The 19591-nt window shown below is 73.6% G+C and carries 19 protein-coding genes; 13 read left to right on the forward strand and 6 right to left on the reverse strand.

The window, feature by feature from the left end:
* Positions 1 to 137 precede the first annotated feature (137 nt).
* The 7 genes from AB8A24_RS36720 (at position 138) to AB8A24_RS36750 (ending at position 9771) form a co-directional block, all read left to right on the forward strand.
* Entirely contained in the window at positions 138 to 941 is an 804-nt protein-coding gene (locus AB8A24_RS36720) for a hypothetical protein (RefSeq protein WP_328966044.1), read from the forward strand.
* Positions 942 to 1119: 178 nt separating this feature from the next.
* Entirely contained in the window at positions 1120 to 2484 is a 1365-nt protein-coding gene (locus tag AB8A24_RS36725; RefSeq protein WP_328963933.1) for a hypothetical protein, read from the forward strand.
* 35 nt (positions 2485 to 2519) lie between these two features.
* Positions 2520 to 3140 carry a TetR/AcrR family transcriptional regulator gene (locus AB8A24_RS36730; RefSeq protein ID WP_266486503.1) on the forward strand — a complete coding sequence of 207 codons (621 nt, stop codon included), beginning with the start codon at positions 2520 to 2522 and terminating at the stop codon, positions 3138 to 3140.
* Between the two features lie 145 nt (positions 3141 to 3285).
* Entirely contained in the window at positions 3286 to 5484 is a 2199-nt protein-coding gene (locus tag AB8A24_RS36735) for a molybdopterin oxidoreductase family protein (protein WP_328963934.1), read from the forward strand.
* Positions 5485 to 5557: 73 nt separating this feature from the next.
* Entirely contained in the window at positions 5558 to 7036 is a 1479-nt protein-coding gene (locus AB8A24_RS36740) for a CitMHS family transporter (protein ID WP_369478666.1), read from the forward strand.
* Between the two features lie 98 nt (positions 7037 to 7134).
* Positions 7135 to 8547: an aldehyde dehydrogenase family protein gene (locus tag AB8A24_RS36745; RefSeq protein WP_328963936.1), complete on the forward strand. Its 1413-nt coding sequence runs from the start codon at positions 7135 to 7137 to the stop codon at positions 8545 to 8547.
* Between the two features lie 138 nt (positions 8548 to 8685).
* The gene (locus AB8A24_RS36750; RefSeq protein ID WP_328966045.1) at positions 8686 to 9771 is read left to right on the forward strand and encodes a Zn-dependent alcohol dehydrogenase; all 1086 of its coding nucleotides are present in this window, start codon (positions 8686 to 8688) and stop codon (positions 9769 to 9771) included.
* 53 nt (positions 9772 to 9824) lie between these two features.
* Here the strand turns inward: AB8A24_RS36750 and AB8A24_RS36755 are convergent, their stop codons facing one another.
* The gene (locus tag AB8A24_RS36755; protein ID WP_328963937.1) at positions 9825 to 10472 is read right to left on the reverse strand and encodes a TetR/AcrR family transcriptional regulator C-terminal domain-containing protein; all 648 of its coding nucleotides are present in this window, start codon (positions 10470 to 10472) and stop codon (positions 9825 to 9827) included.
* Positions 10473 to 10540: 68 nt separating this feature from the next.
* Between AB8A24_RS36755 and AB8A24_RS36760 the strand changes: the two genes are divergently transcribed.
* The 3 genes from AB8A24_RS36760 (at position 10541) to AB8A24_RS36770 (ending at position 12849) form a co-directional block, all read left to right on the forward strand.
* Complete coding sequence (locus AB8A24_RS36760) at positions 10541 to 11692, forward strand: acyl-CoA dehydrogenase family protein (protein WP_328963938.1); 1152 nt, start codon at positions 10541 to 10543, stop codon at positions 11690 to 11692.
* 137 nt (positions 11693 to 11829) lie between these two features.
* Entirely contained in the window at positions 11830 to 12117 is a 288-nt protein-coding gene (locus tag AB8A24_RS36765; protein WP_030723233.1) for a YiaA/YiaB family inner membrane protein, read from the forward strand.
* Positions 12118 to 12213: 96 nt separating this feature from the next.
* Entirely contained in the window at positions 12214 to 12849 is a 636-nt protein-coding gene (locus AB8A24_RS36770) for a TetR/AcrR family transcriptional regulator (RefSeq protein WP_328963939.1), read from the forward strand.
* 21 nt (positions 12850 to 12870) lie between these two features.
* Here the strand turns inward: AB8A24_RS36770 and AB8A24_RS36775 are convergent, their stop codons facing one another.
* Positions 12871 to 13332 (reverse strand): MaoC family dehydratase, encoded by a 462-nt coding sequence (locus tag AB8A24_RS36775; protein WP_328963940.1) that lies wholly within the window; start codon positions 13330 to 13332, stop codon positions 12871 to 12873.
* A gap of 110 nt (positions 13333 to 13442) precedes the next feature.
* On the opposite strand from AB8A24_RS36775, the gene soxR reads away from it, so the two are divergent.
* Positions 13443 to 13886 (forward strand): redox-sensitive transcriptional activator SoxR, encoded by a 444-nt coding sequence (gene soxR, locus AB8A24_RS36780; protein ID WP_030723240.1) that lies wholly within the window; start codon positions 13443 to 13445, stop codon positions 13884 to 13886.
* Here the strand turns inward: soxR and AB8A24_RS36785 are convergent.
* The 4 genes from AB8A24_RS36785 to AB8A24_RS36800 form a co-directional block, all read right to left on the reverse strand.
* A complete protein-coding gene (locus AB8A24_RS36785) occupies positions 13867 to 14649 on the reverse strand; it encodes a 3-keto-5-aminohexanoate cleavage protein (protein ID WP_369478667.1) in 783 nt (260 codons plus the stop codon). The genes soxR and AB8A24_RS36785 overlap by 20 nt on opposite strands.
* Positions 14646 to 15245 carry a hypothetical protein gene (locus AB8A24_RS36790; protein ID WP_328963942.1) on the reverse strand — a complete coding sequence of 200 codons (600 nt, stop codon included), beginning with the start codon at positions 15243 to 15245 and terminating at the stop codon, positions 14646 to 14648. The genes AB8A24_RS36785 and AB8A24_RS36790 overlap by 4 nt, the downstream gene beginning before the upstream one ends.
* A gap of 95 nt (positions 15246 to 15340) precedes the next feature.
* Positions 15341 to 16696 (reverse strand): serine-threonine protein kinase, encoded by a 1356-nt coding sequence (locus tag AB8A24_RS36795; protein WP_369478668.1) that lies wholly within the window; start codon positions 16694 to 16696, stop codon positions 15341 to 15343.
* 83 nt (positions 16697 to 16779) lie between these two features.
* Complete coding sequence (locus AB8A24_RS36800) at positions 16780 to 18090, reverse strand: exo-beta-N-acetylmuramidase NamZ domain-containing protein (protein ID WP_369478669.1); 1311 nt, start codon at positions 18088 to 18090, stop codon at positions 16780 to 16782.
* An 86-nt stretch (positions 18091 to 18176) separates the two neighbouring features.
* On the opposite strand from AB8A24_RS36800, the gene AB8A24_RS36805 reads away from it, so the two are divergent.
* Positions 18177 to 18950, forward strand: coding sequence for an SDR family oxidoreductase (locus AB8A24_RS36805; RefSeq protein ID WP_369478670.1), 774 nt, complete (start codon positions 18177 to 18179; stop codon positions 18948 to 18950).
* Positions 18947 to 19591, forward strand: a 645-nt coding sequence (locus AB8A24_RS36810; protein WP_369478671.1) for an AMP-binding protein, incomplete at its 3' end; no start/stop codon positions are given. The genes AB8A24_RS36805 and AB8A24_RS36810, both read left to right, overlap by 4 nt.

Here is a 19591-nt window from a genome sequence, read left to right on the forward strand (position 1 = left end):
GCCGGCTCGACCTGCCCGAGCACCGGCCCGACCGGCCCGACGACGACAACCGGTGCGACGCCTGCGCCGCGCCGCCGCCCCGCGCGGTCCGCAAGCTCCGCCGAACCGCCCGCGCGGCGGCCCCGCTCGCCCTCGCCCTGCTCCTCGCGGGCGGCGCGGCGACGGGCTGCGGCGGGCGGGCCACCACCCACCACAAACCCGGCACCAGCCACGAGCAGGCATCCGGCAGCGTGGGCACCCTGCTCACCACCACCGACGCCGGCGGCCACCGCCTCCGCGAGGTCCCGGCCGAGGGCGCGCCGGAGGTCCAGCTGACCGTCCGCCCGGACTCGGAGGACGGCTGGAACCTCCAACTGGCGGTGAAGAACTACCGCTTCACCCCCGACAGCACCGGCGGCGCCGCCCTCCCGGGCGCGGGCCACGCTCACCTGGAGCTCGACGGCCGCAAGCTGGCCCGCCTGTACGGCCCCTGGTTCCACCTGCCCGCGGCGCAGGTCCCCGAGGGCGCGCACACCCTGACCGTCCGCCTCTACGCCGACGACCACACCGCCTGGGCGGTCGCGGGCAAGCCGGTCGAGGGCACGGCCCAGCTCACCGCCACCGCCACCGCCCCGGGCCAGGCGGGCGGACACAGCCACGGGGACACCCCGCCGAGCCAGACCCCGCCGCCGGAGCAGGCAGACCGCACGGTCACCATCACCGTCCGGGACGGCAAGGTCAGCCCGGCTCCCGCCCGCACCGAGCTGCGGCGCGGAGAGCGCGTGGCCCTGCGCGTCACGAGCGACCGCGCGGACACCCTGCACGTCCACGGCTACGACAAGGAACTCGCCCTGCCGGCAGGCCAGGAGGCCACCCTGACCCTGACGGCCGACCGCACGGGTCTCTTCGAGGTCGAGACCCACACATCCGGCCTCGTCCTGACCCAACTCCTCGTCCGATGACCCCACCCCACCCCGACCCCACCCCTGCGCCCGGATCCGAACCCGGGGCGGAGTCCGGACCCCGGCCGCCCGGACCGCGGGCCGGACGAACGGCGGAACGGTCACCAGCGCCGCCCGCACCTCGGGCCACCGGGCGGCCGGGCCCTGCCGCCTTCGGGACGTCGCCCCGGGTGGGCCGATGGTGAGCCAGCCCGGGCCGGGCCTCGCCCCGGGCGCGGGTGAGGGGGGCCACGGCCAGGGCGTGGTCCTTCACCCGGCCGATCCGCTCACCTCGCTCGCGCACGGGATCGGGTCCCAGCACGATCTACCGATCTCTCCCTTCTACGCCTTCGCCGGTGCCTTCGCCGCGCTGTTCGTCTCCTTCCTCGCCCTCGGCCTGCTCTGGTCCACCTCCCGCTTCCGCGGAGAGCACTCGGGCCTCGCCCTGCCCGTCGCCCTCCAGCGGGCGGCCGACGCGCCCACCACCCGAACCGCCCTGCGCGCACTGGGGCTCGCCGCCACCGCGGCCGTCCTGCTCCACCTCCTCCTCGGTCCCGACGACCCCGCGCACAACCCCGCCCCCGGCGCCGTCTACGTCATCCTCTGGGTCGGACTCGTGCCCGCCTCCCTCCTCCTCGGCCCCGTCTGGCGCCTGCTCAACCCGCTCCGCACCGTGCACCGCCTGCTCTCCCGGGCCCTGCGCCGCGGCGGCCCCGACCGCCCCCTCCCCGCCCGGCTCGGCCAATGGCCCGCCGCCGCCGGACTGTTCGGCTTCACCTGGCTCGAACTCGTCGCTCCTGATCCCGCATCCACCACCACCCTCCTCATCGCCCTCACCACCTACGCCACCGCCCAACTGCTGCTCGCCGCCCGCTTCGGCGAGCATTGGTTCGACGACGGCGACGCCTTCGAGACGTACTCCACCCTCTTGGCCCGGCTCTCCCCCCTCGGCCGTCGCAGCGACGGCCGCCTCGTTCTCCGTAACCCCTTCCACGGACTCGACGCGACACCCGAGCGGCCCGGACTCGTCGCCACCGTCTGCGTCCTGCTCGGCTCCACCGCCTACGACGGCTTCTCCGACAACCCCTCGTGGATCGACGCCATTCAGACCTCCCCCCTCGGCCGCATCCCCACGGCCACACTCGGACTGCTCGGTTCCATCGCCCTCGTCGCCACCCTCTACTGCCTCTGCGCCGCGGCCACCCGCCTCGTCAGTGGCCCGCACCCCGGCCCGCTGACCGCCTTCGCGCACTCACTCGTACCGATCGCGCTCGGCTATCTCATCGCTCACTACTTCTCCCTCCTGGTAGTCGAAGGACCACGCACAGTGAGCATGGCACTCGCCACTGACAACGCCCCCGAACCCGTGCCACCCCTGGGTCCCGGCGGCCTCGCCGCCCTCCAGGTCATCGCCGTCGTCACCGGTCACGTGCTCGGCGTCGTCGCGGCCCACGACCGGTCCGTGCGCCTCTTCCCGCCCGCGAAAGCGGTGGCCGGGCAACTCCCGCTGCTGGCGCTGATGATCACTTACACCGTCGGAGGGCTCAGTCTTCTGCTGAACTGAGGCCCCCACCGAACCGAGAAGCGAGGAGCGGCATGATGGACCCCGTGCCTCCCGCCCACTCCCTGCGCCGAACGCCGATCCAGCAGCGCAGCGCCGACCGGCTCGCCCGGATCCTCGACGCCTGCGCCGAACTGCTGGACGAGACCGGGTACGAGAACCTCAGCACCCGTGCCGTGGCCCTGCGCGCCGGCGTGCCGATCGGTTCCGTCTACCGCTTCTTCGGCAACAAGCGAGCCATGGCCATCGCCCTCGCCCACCGCAACCTCGACCGCTACGTCGACGGCATCGCGGAACGACTCACCGACCTCCCGGCCACGCACTGGCGGCCGGTCGTGGACGCGGTGCTGGACGAGTACCTGGCCATGAAGCGCAGCGTTCCCGGCTTCGCGCTCGTCGACTTCGGTGTGCCCGCGCCGCCGACCGAGGGGCCGGAGGCGGACCCCAACCACCAGGTCGCCGCCCGGCTGACGGAACTGCTCTCCGCGCACCTCGCCCTGACCCCCGACGCCACCTTGGAACGGGCCGTCCTCGTCGCGGTCGAGGCCACCGACGCGCTGATACAGCTCGCCTTCCGGGCCGACCCGGCCGGAGACCCCGGGATCGTCGCCGAGACCCGCGCGATGATGCACGCGTACCTGGCCCGCGTGCTGGACTGACGCCCCTGACGGTTCCGCCGCCGTCTCCGTCCCCGGCCGACCGATCCGTCCCGCACACCCCTCCCCTCCATCCGTACCGGTCGGTATGCTCGACGTATTCCGCGTGCCCGCGCCCGTGCAGCAGACCGCCGCCCCTGGAGGGCCCATGTCCCGCACCGCCCTGCGTATCTGCCCCCTCTGCGAAGCCACGTGCGGCCTCACCCTCACCCTTGGGGACGGCGTGGTCACCGGAGCCCGCGGTGACCGCGAGGACGTCTTCAGCCGCGGATTCATCTGCCCCAAGGGAGCCGCGTTCGGAGCGCTCGACTCCGACCCCGACCGGTTGCGGGGCCCCCTCGTCCGCCGCGACGGCCGATTGCGGGAGGCCACGTGGGAGGAGGCCTTCGACGCCATCGCGGCTGCCGTACCCGCCCAGGTCCAGGAGTACGGGCCCCAGTCGGTCGGCGTCGTCCTCGGCAACCCGAACGTCCACACCATGGCCGGCGCCCTCTACCCGCCGCTGCTCCTCAAGAGCCTCGGCACCCGCAACCTCTTCACCGCCAGCACCCTCGACCAGATGCCGAAGCACGTGTCCAGCGGACTGCTCTTCGGCGACCCCTTCGCCATCCCGGTCCCCGACCTCGACCGGACCGACTTCCTGCTGCTCCTGGGCGCGAACCCGGTCGAGTCCAACGGCTCCCTGTGCACCGCCCCCGACTTCCCGGGCCGGCTCAAGGCCCTGCGCGCCCGCGGCGGCACCCTGGTCGTCGTCGACCCGCGCCGTACGCGCACGGCCGCGCTCGCCGACCGCCACCTCGCGCCGCGCCCCGGCACTGACGCGCTGCTGCTCGCCGCCCTCGCGCACACCCTGATCGAGGAGAAGCTCGCCGACCCCGGCGCGCTGGAGGAACACTGCGACGGCATCGGGGAACTCGGCGCCGCACTCGGGAGTTTCACTCCTGAGGCCGTCGCACCCGCATGCGACCTTCCCGCTGCCGAGATCCGCACCCTGGCCCGCGAACTCGCGGCCGCACCCACCGCCGCCGTCTACGCCCGGATCGGCAGCTGCACCGTCGAGTTCGGCACGCTCGCGAGCTGGCTCGTCGACGTACTGAACGTCCTCACCGGCAACCTCGACCGGCCGGGCGGAGCACTCTTCCCGCTCTCCGCCACGGCTCCCGCGGCGCGCCCCGCGGGCCCGGGCAAGGGGTTCACGCTCGGCCGCTGGTCGAGTCGGGTCGCCGGCCACCCGGAGGTCAAGGGCGAGCTGCCGATGGCCGCGCTCGCCGAGGAGATCGAGACCCGGGGCGACGGGCGGATCCGGATCCTGCTGGCCATCGCCGCCAACCCGGTCCTGTCCGCACCCGACGGCGACCGGCTGGACCGGGCGCTGGCCGGGCTGGACTTCATGGTCTCGGTCGACCCCTACCTGAACGAGACCTCACGCCACGCCCACGTCGTCCTGCCACCGCCGCCGCCCTCGCAGAGCGCGCACTTCGACTTCGCGTTCAACGGGTTCGCCGTACGCAACCAGGCCCGCTACTCGCCCGCCGCCCTCCCGTTGGCGGACGGGCTCATGGACGAGTGCGAGATCCACGCGCGCCTGATCCTCGCGGTCTCCGGGCTGCACGGAGCGCCGCCGGAGGCGGTCGACGAGCGCGTCATCGCCGACAGCCTGGCCCGCGCCGTCACCGATCCCCACTCACCGCTCCACGGCCGCGACCCGCAGGAGCCGGCCCGCCTGCTGGCCGGCGGCACCGGACCTGAGCGGCGCCTCGACCTGATGCTGCGCACGGGCCCGTACGACCTGACACTCGACGATCTACGGCAGGCGCCGCACGGCATCGACCTCGGTCCGCTGCAGCCGCGGCTTCCGGGCGTGCTGAAGACCCGCAGTGGCAGGATCGAGCTGCTCCCGGACCCGATCGCGGACGAACTCCCCAGGCTGCGCGCGGCGCTCGCCGACCGCCCCGCCGCCCTGGTGCTCGTGGGCCGCCGCCACCTGCGGTCCAACAACAGCTGGTTGCACAACGTTCCGGCCCTCACCGGAGGTTCCAACCGCTGCACCCTTCAGGTCCATCCGCAGGACGCGGATCGGCTCGGCCTCGTCGACGGAGGGCAGGCCAGGATCACCGCCGACGGCGGGAGCCTGGAGGTGCCCGTCGAGGTCACCGACGCCATCCGCAGTGGCGTGGTGAGCCTTCCGCACGGCTGGGGCCACGACCGGGCCGGCTCCCGACTGTCGGTGGCCGCCGCGGTACCCGGCGCGAACGTCAACCAGCTGCTCGACGGCACCCGCATGGACCGGCTGTCCGGCACGGCGGTGCTCAACGGCTTCCCCGTCGAGCTCACGCCCCTGCCCTGAGCTGGGGTTTTGCTCGTATTGCTCACGCGTGGACGTCTTGTTGGCGCAAGGAGGGGGCACCTACCTTCCCCACATGCTGACCTTCCTCGGCTTCGCCATGATCGCGACGTTCCTGGTCCTGATCATGATGAAGAAAATGTCGCCCATCGCGGCCCTCGTCCTCATCCCGGCGCTCTTCTGCGTGTTCGCAGGGAAGGGCGCACACCTCGGCGACTACGTCATCGACGGCGTCGGCAAGCTCGCGCCGACCGCCGCCATGCTGATGTTCGCCATCGTCTACTTCGGCGTGATGATCGATGTCGGCCTCTTCGACCCGATCGTCCGCGGCATCCTGCGCTTCTGCAAGGCGGACCCGATGCGCGTGGTGGTCGGTACCGCCGTCCTCGCCGCGATCGTCTCGCTCGACGGTGACGGATCGACCACCTTCATGATCACCGTCTCGGCCATGTACCCCCTCTACAAGCGGCTCGGCCTGAGCCTGGTGGTGATGACGGGCGTCGCGGCCACGGCCAACGGAGTCATGAACACCCTCCCCTGGGGCGGACCGACGGCCCGCGCCGCCACCGCCCTCAAGCTCGACGCCGCCGACATCTTCGTCCCGATGATTCCGGCGCTCGCGGTGGGCCTGCTCTTCGTGTTCGTCCTGGCGTACGTCCTCGGTGTGAAGGAACGCCGCCGGGTCGGCACGCTGGTGCTGCCCGGCCAGGTGGAGCGGGAGGTCGCCGAGGAGGAGCTGGTCCCGGCCGCCCCCGGTGCGTCCGGCGCCTCTGTCCCTGTCCCTGTCCCCACCTCCACCTCTGCCTCTGCCTCCGGTGAAGGCGGCGCCGGTTCCGCCGCGGGCCCCGCCTCCGCCGCCGCTTCGGCCTCCGCCGCGCACGGGGGCGGTGACGCCGCCACCCCCGAGGACGGCTTCCAGGGCCTGGACCCGCACCGGCCCACCCTGCGCCCCCGCCTGTACTGGTTCAACGCAGGCCTCACCGTCGCCCTCCTCACCGCGATGATCATGGAGCTGCTGCCCATCCCGGTGCTGTTCCTGCTGGGCGCCGCCCTCGCCCTCACCGTCAACTTCCCGCACATGCCCGACCAGAAGGCGCGGATCGCCGCCCACGCCGACAACGTCCTGAACGTCGCGGGCATGGTCTTCGCCGCCGCCGTCTTCACCGGGGTCCTCACCGGCACCGGCATGGTCAAGCACATGGCCGACTGGCTCGTCGGTGCCATCCCCGAGGGCATGGGCCCGCACATGGCCCTGGTCACCGGACTGCTCAGCCTGCCGCTCACCTATTTCATGTCGAACGACGGCTTCTACTTCGGCGTCCTGCCCGTCCTGGCCGAGGCCGGCGCCGCCCACGGAGTCTCCCCGCTCGAGATCGCCCGCGCCTCTCTCGTCGGCCAGGCACTGCACATGTCGAGCCCGCTGGTTCCGGCCGTGTACGTCCTCGTCGGCATGGCCAAGGTGGAGTTCGGCGACCACACCCGATTCACCGTGAAATGGGCGGCCCTGACCTCCCTCGTGGTCCTCGCGGCAGGGATGCTTTTCGGCATCATCTGACATCCGGCGCCCTCTGGCCGGCAAAAACTACCGACGCTAGTTTGTAGGGTGTTCGCCAGGTCGGATCTACGCGCTCGTGCGTGCTCGGGAGGAATGCCATGAAGGCCCACGACGGGATGTACATCGACGGCGCGTGGCGGCCCGCCGTCGGCAGCGATCTGATCGAGGTCGTGAACCCGGCCGACGGCCAGGTCATCGCCCAGGTCCCGGCCGGCACCGAGGAGGATGTGGACGCGGCCGTACGCGCGGCCCGTGCGGCCCTCCCCGGCTGGGCGGCCACCGCCCCGGCCGAGCGGGCCGCCCTGATCGGGGCGCTCCGCGACGCACTGCTGGCCCGCACCGGCGAGCTGACCGAGACGATCACCGCCGAGCTCGGGTCCCCGCTCGGCTTCTCCAAGGCGGTCCACGTCGGAGCGCCGATCGCCGTGGCCTCCTCCTACGCCGAACTCGCCTCCTCGTACGCCTTCGAGGAGCGGGTCGGGAACTCCACCGTGCTGCTGGAGCCGATCGGGGTGGTGGCGGCCATCACGCCTTGGAACTATCCGCTGCACCAGGTCGTTGCAAAGGTGGCGCCCGCTCTCGCCGCCGGCTGCACCCTCGTCCTCAAGCCGGCCGAGGACACCCCGCTGACCGCACAGCTCTTCGCCGAAGCCGTGCACGAGGCGGGCATCCCGGCCGGAGTCTTCAACCTGGTGACCGGTACCGGTCCGGTCGCCGGCCAGGCCCTGGCCGCGCACGAGGGAGTCGACCTCGTCTCCTTCACCGGCTCGACCGCGGTCGGCAAGCAGATCGGCGCGACCGCCGGCGCCGCCGTCAAGCGGGTCGCGCTCGAACTGGGTGGCAAATCGGCCAATGTCATCCTGCCCGGGGCCGACCTGGTCAAGGCCGTCGCGGCAGGCGTCGGGCACGTCATGAACAACAGCGGCCAGAGCTGCAACGCGCTCACCCGGATGCTCGTCCACCGGGACCACTACGAGGAGGCCGTTTCGCTCGCGGCCGCCGCCGTCGCCGACTATCCCACCGGCGACCCCCGCGAGGCCGGCGTCCGCGTCGGCCCGGTCGTCAACGCCAAGCAGCACGAGCGCGTCCGCGGTTTCATCACCAAGGGCGTGGAGGAAGGCGCGCGCCTCGTCGCCGGCGGGCCCGACGCGCCGCTGGAGCAGGGGTACTTCGTGGCGCCGACGGTGTTCGCCGACGTCACCCCCGACATGACGATCGCCCAGGAGGAGATCTTCGGCCCGGTGTTGTCGATCCTGCGCTACGAGGACGAGGAGGAGGCCCTCCGCATCGCCAACGGCACCGTCTACGGCCTGGGCGGCGCCGTCTGGGCCGCCGACGAGGCGACGGCCGTGGCCTTCGCGCGCCGTATGGACACCGGGCAGGTGGACATCAACGGCGGCCGCTTCAACGTGCTCGCGCCCTTCGGCGGCTACAAGCAGTCGGGCGTCGGCCGTGAGCTGGGCGCGCACGGCCTGGCGGAGTACCTCCAGACCAAGTCCCTGCAGTTCTGATCCCCTGACCGTCCCTGCCCGACGGTCCTCCGGACCGGCAGGACCCGCCCGACCTGCCGCCCCAGCCGTACGCGCCTACGCCCCGTACGCGCCGTAGCCACGGCACCCGCCCCGCACCGGAAAGACGAGATGACGACCATGGTCCGCGCCGCAGTCCTGCCCGCCGTCGGAGCCCCGCTGGAGATACGGGACATCGTGCTGCCGGATCCCGGCCCCGGGCAGGTCCGGGTGCGGCTCGCCGCAGCCGGGGTGTGTCACTCCGACCTCTCCCTCACCAACGGCACCATGCGGATCCCCGTGCCCGCCGTCCTCGGCCACGAGGGCGCGGGCACGGTCCTCGCGGTCGGGGAGGGCGTCACCCACGTCGCCCCCGGTGACGGCGTGGTCCTCAACTGGGCTCCGTCCTGCGGGGAGTGCCACCACTGCACCATCGGCGAGGTCTGGCTCTGTGCCACCGCGCTCACCGGGGTCGGGGCCGTCCACGCGCACGACGCGCAGGGCACCGCACTGCACCCCGGGCTGAACGTGGCCGCCTTCGCCGAGGAGACCGTCGTCGCGGCCAACTGCGTCCTGCCGGCCCCGGCCGGGATCCCGCTCGCCGAGGCGGCCCTGCTCGGCTGCGCCGTCCTCACCGGCTACGGGGCGGTCCACCACAGCGCCCAGGTCCGTCCGGGCGAGTCGGTGGCCGTCTTCGGAGTCGGCGGGGTCGGCCTGGTCGCCCTCCAGGCCGCCCGGATCGCCCAGGCGGGCCCGGTCATCGCCGTCGACGTGTCCCCGGCCAAGGAGGAACTGGCCCGGGCGGCCGGGGCCACCGAGTTCGTCCTCGCCTCCGACACCACCGCCAAGCAGATCCGCGCGCTGACCGGCGGGCAGGGCGTCGACGTCGCCGTCGAGTGCGTCGGCCGGGCCGAGACCATCCGGGGCGCCTGGGAGTCGACCCGGCGCGGCGGCCGCACCACGGTCGTCGGCATCGGTGGCAAGGAGCAGAAGGTCACCTTCCACTCCATGGAGATCTTCCACTTCGCCCGCACCCTCACCGGCTGCGTCTACGGCAACAGCGACCCGGCCCGCGACCTCCCGGTGATCGCCGAGCACGTCCGCGCGGGCCGCCTCGACCTCGGATCCCTGGTCACCGACCGCATCACCCTCGACGGCATTCCGGCCGCCTTCGACGCGATGCTCGCCGGCAAGGGCGGCCGCTCGCTGGTCGTCTTCCAGCCGTAGGACACCGCGCGGCGGCTCACCGCGCGCTCACCGCCGGCTCACCGGAGGACCGTTCAGGAGGCGGGCAGCGCCTCGTACTGGAGGGCCAGTCCGTCGAGCAGCGCCGCCAGGCCCGTCTCGAAGGCGCCCTCGTCCACCTCGCGCCCGCGCTCCGCCAGCAGGTGGGCCTGGCCGAGGTGCGGGTAGTCCGCCGGGTCGTACGCCGCGCGGTCGTCCACGAAGCCCCCGGCGAAGGAGGCGACCGCCGAGCCCAGGATGAAGTACCGCATCAGCGCGCCGATCCGGGTCGCGTGCGCCGCCGGCCAGCCGGCCGCCGTCATCGCCCCGAACACCGCGTCCGCCAGCCGCAGCCCGGCCGGTCGACGGCCCGGCCCGCGCGCCAGGACCGGCACGATGTTGGGATGGTCCGCCAGCGCGTCCCGGTACGAGTGCGCCCACGCGTGCAGGGCCGCCCGCCAGTCCTGGTCGCCGTCGAACATCGACAGGTCCACCCGCGCGCTCACCGCGTCCGCCACCGCGTCCAGGATCTCGTCCTTGGTACGGAAGTGGTTGTAGAGCGAGGGCCCACTGACCCCGAGCGCGGCGGCCAGCCGGCGCGTCGACACCGCCTCCAGCCCCTCCGCGTCCACCAGGGCGCCGGCCGTCTCGATGATGCGGTCCCGGCTGAGGAGGGGCTTGCGCGGTCTGGCCATGCGCCACATAGTAGGGCCTGCCCGCCATAAACTACCGGTGCTAGTTAAAGGCGCCGATCCCGCCCCGGAGGTGCCCGGTGAATCTGGAGCTGAGCGAGGAGCAGACCGCTGTCCGCAGGCTCGCCCGCGAGTTCACCGAACGCGAGGTCGTCCCGTACGCCGCCGAGTGGGACCGAGCCGAGAGCGTGGACCGGGCCATCGTGAAGAAGCTGGGCGCGCTCGGCTTCCTCGGCCTGACCGTCCCCGAGGAGTACGGCGGCTCCGGCGGCGACCACCTCGCCTACGTCCTGGTCACCGAGGAGCTCGGACGCGGCGACTCGGCCGTGCGCGGGATCGTCTCCGTCTCTCTCGGCCTGGTCGCCAAGACCATCGCCGCCTGGGGCACCGAGGACCAGAAGCGCGCCTGGCTGCCCCGCCTGTGCTCCGGCGACGCGCTCGGCTGCTTCGGGCTGACCGAGCCCGGCACCGGCTCCGACGCCGGCAACCTCACCACCCGCGCCGTGCGCGACGGGGACGCGTACGTCCTGGACGGCAGCAAGATGTTCATCACCAACGGCACCTGGGCCGACGTGGTGCTGCTCTTCGCCCGCACCGGTGACGAGCCCGGCCACCGCGGGGTCTCCGCCTTCCTCGTCCCCACCGACACCCCGGGCCTGACCCGCCGCGAGATCCACGGCAAACTCGGCCTGCGCGGTCAGGCCACCGCCGAGCTCGTCCTCGACGGCGTCCGCGTGCCCGCCTCCGCCATGCTCGGCCCCGAGGGCAAGGGCTTCTCGGTCGCCATGTCCGCCCTCGCCAAGGGCCGGATGTCCGTCGCCGCCGGCTGCGTCGGCATCGCGCAGGCGGCCCTGGACGCGGCCGTCTCGTACGCCGCCCAGCGCGAGCAGTTCGGCCGGCCGATAGCCCACCACCAGCTGGTCCAGGAGCTCATCGCCGACATCTCGGTCGACGTGGACGCGGCCCGGCTGCTGACCTGGCGGGTCGCCGACCTCATCGACCGCGGGCAGCCCTTCGCCACCGAGTCCTCCACCGCCAAGCTCTTCGCCTCCGAGGCCGCCGTGCGCGCCGCGAGCAACGCTCTGCAGGTGCACGGCGGGTACGGCTACATCGACGAGTACCCGGCCGGCAAACTGCTGCGCGACGCCCGCGTGATGACCCTGTACGAGGGCACCAGCCAGATCCAGAAACTGCTCATCGGCCGTGCCCGCACCGGGGTTTCCGCCTTCTGAGGCGGGTCCTGTGTCCTTCCGAGGCCGCCGGAGGCCGTCCGAGGCCGTCCGAGGCGCGGGCCGTCCGCGGGCGACTGAGTACCGGCATGAGTACGCGTGCGGATGTGCGCGCCCTCGGTCCGCCCGATCCTCGAACCATGAACGAGACACCGGTCAAGCAGCAGAGCACGGGGGCGTACTACGGCCAGGCCGTCGCCTCCTTCGGTATCGCCATCGGCGCCGTGGCCGTGGGGATCTACAACCTGGAGACGAACGGCTGGGTCCGGGCCTTCCTCGGCATCGCCGTCCTCTACCTCACCACCTCGGCCTTCACCCTCGCCAAGGTGATCCGCGACCGCCAGGAGGTCACGCAGATCGTCAGCCGGGTGGATCAGGCCAGGATGGAGAAGATGATGGCCGAGTACGACCCCTTCGCGCCGAAGTAGTCGCACGCCGGGCCCGGCCGCCGGCCCGACATCGCTAAGCGCTTGCTCACCCTCCGGTAAGGTGGTCACTTCCACACGGTGAAGGGTGAGTGAGCGATGGGCAGCGCGGAGGATACGGTCGACGGCTACCGGCCGTGGTCCGAGGTCACCCCCGACGCCGCGCGGCGGCTGCTCGTCGCCGCCGTCGACGCCTTCGCCGAGCGCGGGTACCACGCCACCACCACGCGTGACATCGCGGGCCGTGCCGGTATGAGCCCGGCCGCGCTCTACATCCACTACAAGACCAAGGAAGAGCTGCTCCAGCGGATCAGCCGGATCGGTCACGACAAGGCGCTGGAGATCCTGACCACCGCCGCCGACGGCCCCGGCAGCGCCGCCGACCGGCTCGACGCCGCCGTACGGTCCTTCGTGCGCTGGCACGCGGCGCACCACACCACCGCGCGCGTGGTCCAGTACGAGCTCGACGCTCTCGCGCCGGAGCACCGCTCCGAGATCGTGGACCTGCGCCGGCAGAGCGACGCGGCCGTGCGCCGCATCATCGCCGACGGGGTGGCCGCGGGGGAGTTCGACGTCCCCGACGTGCCGGGCACCACGCTCGCCGTGCTGTCGCTGTGCATCGACGTGGCCCGCTGGTTCAACGCGGCCGGGCAGCGCACGCCCGACGAGGTCGGCGGGCTCTACGCCGACCTCGTGCTCCGCATGGTGGCCGCCCGGCCGGGCCCGCAGAAGTAGCCCGGCCCCCAGCGGTGGCCCTCAGAAGTAGTAGCGCGACACCGACTCCGCCACGCACACCGGCTTCTCGCCGCCCTCGCGCTCGACCGTGACGGTGGCCGTGACCTGTACGCCGCCACCCGCCTCCGTGACCTCCGTGATCACGGCGGTGGCGCGGAGCAGCGAACCGACCGGCACCGGCGCGGGGAAACGGACCTTGTTCGTCCCGTAGTTGAGGCCCATCCGCATGCCCTCGACCCGCATGATCTGCGGCACCAGACTGGGCAGCAGGGACAGCGTCAGATAGCCGTGCGCGATGGTGGAACCGAAGGGTCCGCCCGCCGCGCGCTCCGGGTCCACGTGGATCCACTGGTGATCGCCGGTGGCGTCCGCGAAGAGGTCGATCCGCTTCTGGTCCACCTCCAGCCACGCGCTGGGCCCGAGCGGTTCGCCGATCCCGGCGTGCAGCTCCTCGGCGGACGTGAAGACCCTCGGCTCGGCCATGCCCTGTTCCTGTCTCTCGCGGACGACTGACGGACGAACGAATAAGCGCTTGCTCAGCATGCTGGGGGGCGTATGTGTATGTCAACGGACCTCCGACTACGCTCGGCCGGGTGCCGCAGATTCCCGAGAAAATCCACGAACTCACCGTCGGCCAGCTGTCCGCCCGCAGCGGCGCGGCCGTCTCCGCGCTCCACTTCTACGAGGCCAAGGGCCTGATCAGCAGCCGCCGCACCTCCGGCAACCAGCGCCGCTTCACGCGTGACGCGCTGCGCCGGGTGGCCTTCGTACGCGCCGCACAGCGCGTGGGTATCCCGTTGGCCAGCATTCGCGAGGCGCTGGCGCAGCTCCCCGAGGAGCGCACCCCCAACCGCGAGGACTGGGCCCGCCTCTCCGAGGCCTGGCGCGCCGAACTCGACGAACGCATCACCCGCCTCGGCCGGCTCCGCGATCACCTGACGGACTGCATCGGCTGCGGCTGCCTGTCGATGGAGACCTGCGCGCTGTCCAACCCGGACGACGCCTTCGGCGAGCGGCTCACCGGCTCGCGGCTGTAGCCACCGCCCGCGCCACCATGTCCCGGGCCGCCGCCACCAGTTCGGCGTTCGACCGCGCCGGACGCCCGTCGGGCAGGTGCGTCACATCGCCTACGCCGGTCCGTACGCCGGTGCCGCACCGCGCGGCCAGCCGCAGCACCGGCCAGGCGGCCGCGTCCCGCCCGTACAGCAGCACTGGTACGGGCGGCAGCGCCCGCAGCCCCGCCACCAGGGCCGGATCGGCCGCGGCCGGCTCGGCCGAGAGCCGCACCCGCCCGGGCTCGCGCACCGGCCAGGCCAGGAACCGGGCCAGCGGCTCCGGCCCGGCCGCCCCGCCCAGCGGTACCACCGCGTCCACCGCGACCCCCCGCGCCAGCAGGGCCTGCGCCAGCTCCGCGGCCCCCGGCTGCCCGAAGTGCACTGCGGCCCGGTCCGGCAGCACCCTCCACGAGGCCACCCGCGCCCGCCGCCCCGCGGGATCGGGCTCCGCCGCGATCGACACCGGTACCGACAGCGCTGCGCCGACCCCTGCGCGCCGCAGCACCTCCAGCACCGGCCCGACCACCCGCGGGGAGAGGCTCTCCCGCCCGCACGGCGTCCGCGGATGCACCAGCACCTCCCCGGCCCCGGCGGCGACGGCCGCGAGCGCCGACTCCGCCAGCGCCTCCGGCGACAGCGGCACGGCCGGGCCGTCCGCGGCACTCCGCGAGCCGTTCAACGACACGCACAACGACACCGGCGACGACACCGGCAACGACACGGACAGCGGCCCCGGCACCTTCACGCGGCTCCCGCCGCCGGGGTGTCCAGCAGCATCGGGGTGTCCACCAGGGCCGGTCTGGGCACCATGATCCCGCAGCCCGCGCACACCGGCCCGTCCCAGGCCGGCGCACCCGCCCAGGGGCCGACCGGAGCCACCTCAGGCCAGTGCAGTTCGGTGTCCCCGCACACCGGGCACACCGTCCCCGGCGCCGACTCCAGCGCCCGCACCAGCCGCCGTAGCACCTCGCCCAGCGCCCCCTCCGGCCGAACCCCCGGATCCGCGCACCGCACCACCGCGTCCCCGCTCCCGCCCCAGGCCCACTCCGGCCGGCGCAGCCCGTGGTGCTTCTCCCGCCGCCGGCGTTCCGCGAACTGGCGCTCGTACTCCAGCCAGACCGCCCGCGCGTCCTCCAGCTCCTCCAGCGCGGCGACCAGCCGCAGCGGATCGGCCCCCCGGTCCTCCGGGGCGATCCCGTGCCGGTCGCACAGGTGCCACCACGTGGCCCGGTGCCCGTAGGGCGCGAACCGCTCCAGGCAGCGGCGCAGGGAATGGCGCCGCAAGGCCCGGTCATTGCGCGCGTCGCGCACCTGGTAGGCCAGACTCCGGAAACCCGCCATCACACCATCACCTCCGCCGATGTGCCCAACATGCCCGGTCGGAGGCGGGCGCATGCGGGGGCGGTCGAGGCGTGCGGGTGGCACATGGCCAGAAGTCAGCGCCCCATGCGCCCCGCGTCCACCACCAGCCGGGCAAGCTCCTCGTGGCAGATGTCGCTGTGCGCCCCCGACGGGGCACCGCCGCGCCGCACCACGGAGCCCGCGTCCACACTGACGCAACCGGTCGTGGGGACCCCCTCGCGCAGGGCCGTGTCGAGGGTCAGCCGGGGCGCGCCCGGAACCGCCTGGACCCCGTCGTGCCCGATGGCGCCCCAGCGCTCGTCGAAACCCAACAGTCCGGCCGAATCCCCTGCCATCCGGGAGGCCAGCGGGTAGAAGATCTTGAGGGCGGAGTCGTAGGGGGAGTGGCAGGCGACCACCGGCCCGTCGACCCGGCGCTGGAGGCCGCGCAGGGCGCCGCCGGTGCCCTTGTCGTGCGGCAGTCGGTCGGCGAACGCGTAGTGGGAGAAGGCCCCTTGGAGCAGGGTCACGGATTTCACGTAGCGGGCCCGGTCCGGCACCGCGCGCAGGGAGAAGGAGACGACGCGCGCTCCGAAGCTGTGTCCGATCAGATGGAACCGCAGCGCCGGGCGCGCGGCCGCCAACTGGGCCAGTACGGGGCCGAGGCCGCGCTCGCCGACCACGCCCGCCCGCTTCTTCATCTTGTAGTACGCGGCCTGTCGTAGCAGTTCTTTGGCGCCGTCCCACAGGCCGCGCAGCCCGCCGCCGACCGTGAGACCCGGACCCGCGGGGCCCGCCGCGGCCGCCGGCGGTGTCGTACCGGGCGCGCCCGTACCCGGCGCGCCCGCCCTGGCCAGGGCGACGGTAAGGGCCCGGCACACTTCCAGCACATCGTCCGTGAAGATCGCGGGTACCGACGGCGCGACCAGCGCGGGGACCGCGTCCACGCCCGCCAACTCGCGTACCAGGGCGCCGAATTCGATGAACGCGGCCGCCGAGTCCGGCCGCTCCGCCAGCAGTTCCGCCACCCGGTCCAGCTCCGCCCGCCGCTCCGGCCAGAACTCCCCGAGCGCCCGGCGGGTGAGCGGGTCCAGCGCGCCGCCGAGGTCCGGTTCCGCGAGGGCGCCGAGGGTGTCGAAGTCCGGTATCGGCTCGTCGGAGAACCGCATCGCGGGCCATACGACACCCACGTAGCCCAGACGCACCCCCGACCCCACCAGCCCCTCGAAGGGTGCGAAGAACCGGTCGTAGAGGCGCGTCGCCGTCGACCGGTCGCTGTTCCAGCCGTGGGCGAAGACCAGCAGGTCGGTCGCCTCCATGCGGGACACCGCGCCCTGCGTGACCCGGTCGACGTCCCCTTCGGAGTCGAAGGTCAGCTCCGCGTACGGCCGGACCCCGACCCCTACCCCGGTCCCGACCCCGAATCCGAATCCGCCATCGACGTTCGCCATGACGCCCCCCTTCACGCCGTGCCTCCGGTGCAGTCAGCATCCTGCTGCGGCGCCCGCCCGGCCAGCCCCCCGACGCGGTCGGATCACGGATACAGCAGGTACTCCTCGCGCACCGCCCCGAAACGCGCCAGCCCGGCCGCCCAGTCGCCCGCGACCTCGTCCACGTCCGCCCCCGCGTCCACCAGCGTCCGCACCCGGTCCGAGCCGGTCAGCCGGTCGATCCAGTGGTCCGCGCGCCAGCCGAAGCCGCTCCACACCCGGCGCGCCGTGATCAACAGTCCGATCCCGGCCCGTACCGGGTCGAAGGCCTCCCGGTCGTGCACGAGCAGCCGGACCCCGCCGCACACCTTCCCCACGTGCTTGGAGAAGGTCGGAGTGAAGTACGCCTCCCGGAACCACACCCCCGCCAGCCCGAGCCCGTTCGCCGCCTCCGCCCACCGCCGGTCGATCCCCTCCGCGCCGATCACCTCGAAGGGGGTGGTCGTCCCGCGCCCCTCGGAGAGGTTCGTCCCCTCGAACAGGCAGGTACCGGCGTACGCGAGGGCCGTGTCCGGGGTCGGCATGTTCGGGCTCGGCGGCACCCAGGGCAGCCCGGTCTCCCCGAAGAACGACTCCCGGCGCCACCCGGACATCGCCACCGTCCGCAGCTCGACCGGTCGGTCCGTCAGGAACTCGCCGTTGAAGAGCCGGGCCAGTTCGGCCGCCGTCATCCCGTGCGCCAGCGCGATCGGCTCCCGGCCGACGAAGCTCGCGTACGGCCGCTCCAGCACGGGCCCCGCGGCCCGCCGGCCGCCCACCGGATTGGGCCGGTCCAGCACCACCACCGCCTTGCCGGCGAGCGCGGCCGCGCGCATGCAGTCGTAGAGGGTCCAGATGTAGGTGTAGAAGCGCGCCCCGACGTCCTGGATGTCGAAGACGACGGTGTCGATCCCGGCCGTCGTGAACACGTCCGCGAGCTTCTGCCCGCTCTTGCCGTACGTGTCGTACACCGGCAGCCCGGTCGCCGGGTCCCGGGAGGCCCCCTCCGAGTCACCGGCCTGCGCGGTCCCGCGGAAGCCGTGCTCGGGCCCGAACACCGCCACCAGGTCGACGCGTTCGTCCGCGTGCAGCACGTCGACCAAGTGCCGGGCGTCGGCGGTGATCCCGGTGGGGTTGGTGACCACGCCGACCTTCTGTCCGGCCAGTACGGCGTACCCGTCCGCGGCGAGCCGCTCGAACCCGGTACGCACCCGGCCGCCCGCCGCGGTGGCTCCGCCCGCCCCGCCCGCCCCGTTCGCCGCGGTGCCGCCGGCCGGCCGGGTCCCGCCCGCTCCGGCCGCTCCGCCCGCTCCCAGTGCGCCGGCCGATCCGATGGCCCCCGCCAGCCCCAGCACCCCGCGTCGCGACAGTGTCATGCGGCCACGCTAGGGGCCGCGCCCCTTTCCTCCTGACATACCGACCGGTTAGTCTGCCCGCCATCCGGCATCCGGCCGCACGAGAGGTGGACCCCGTGAGCGCGTACCAGGACCAGCGAGTCGTCGTCACCGGCGCGGGCGGCGGCATCGGCGCCGCCCTCGCCCACCGCTTCGCGGCCGAGGGCGCCACGGTGGTGGTCAACGACCTCGACCCGGCCAAGGCCGCCGCGGTGGCGGCCGCCATCGGGGCCCGCGCGATCCCGGTGCCGGGCGACGCCTCGGCGATCGTGGCCGAGGCCCGCGAGGCCCTCGGTGGGACGGTCGACGTCTACTGCGCCAACGCCGGACTCGCCTCGGGCGGCGACGCCTTCGCCGACGAGGCCGTCTGGGAAGCGGCGTGGGACACCAACGTCATGGCCCACGTCCGCGCCGCCAGACTGCTGCTGCCGGACTGGCTGGAGCGGGAGAGCGGCCGCTTCGTGTCCACCGTCTCGGCCGCCGGGCTCCTGACCATGATCGGAGCGGCCCCGTACAGTGTCACCAAGCACGGTGCGCTCGCCTTCGCCGAATGGCTCTCGCTGACCTACCGCCACCGCGGGGTCCAGGTCCACGCCATCTGCCCGCAAGGGGTGCGCACCGACATGCTGACCGCCGCGGGCTCGGCGGGCGAACTCGTCCTCGCGCCGACCGCGATCGAGCCGGAAGCGGTCGCGGACGCGCTGTTCCACGGCATGGAGAAAGGCCGGTTCTTGATCCTCCCGCACCGCGAGGTCGCCGATTTCTACGCCGCTCGCGCCACCGAGCCGGACCGCTGGTTGAGCGGCATGAACCACCTCCAGCGGAAATGGGAGAACCGGTGACCGCCTCCCGGTACGCAGCCAAGCCGTGGCTCGGGCTGCTCGCCGCGGCCCAGCGGGCGCCCGTCGTACCGCCGCCCACCGTGCTGCACGCCTTCCGCGAGGCCGTCGCCCGGGCCCCCGAGCGCACCGCCGTCGCCTACTTCGACGGGCGGATCGGCTACGCGGAGGCCGACGCGCTCTCCGACTCCGCCGCCGGCCACCTCGCGGCGCGCGGCGTCCGCCGCGGGGACCGGGTCGCGGTCATGCTGCAGAACACCCCGCACTTCGTGCTGGCCGTCCTCGCGGCATGGAAGGCCGGGGCCGTCGTCGTCCCGCTCAACCCCATGTACAAGTCCGGCGAGGTCGGGCACATCCTCCGCGACTCGGGGGCCGCCGCGCTGGTCTGCGACGGCGGCGCGTGGACCGCGTACCTGCGCGAGGCCGCGCGGGACAGCGCCGTGCGGACCGTGCTGACCTCCTCGGACCGTGACTTCCAGACACGCGACGACCCGCGCGTCTTCGGCCCGGCACCGGCACCGGCATCGGCAGCGGCAGCGGCAGCGGCGCCGGCCGCGGCCACGGAGTCCGCCCGCCCGTTCGTGCCCGCCCAGGCGGACGCGCCGGACCGGGAGTCCGCGGTCGGCCCGGGCGCCGGCGGTGCC

This window comes from Streptomyces sp. BF23-19 (assembly GCF_041106355.1).
GTDB lineage: Bacteria > Actinomycetota > Actinomycetes > Streptomycetales > Streptomycetaceae > Streptomyces > Streptomyces virginiae_A.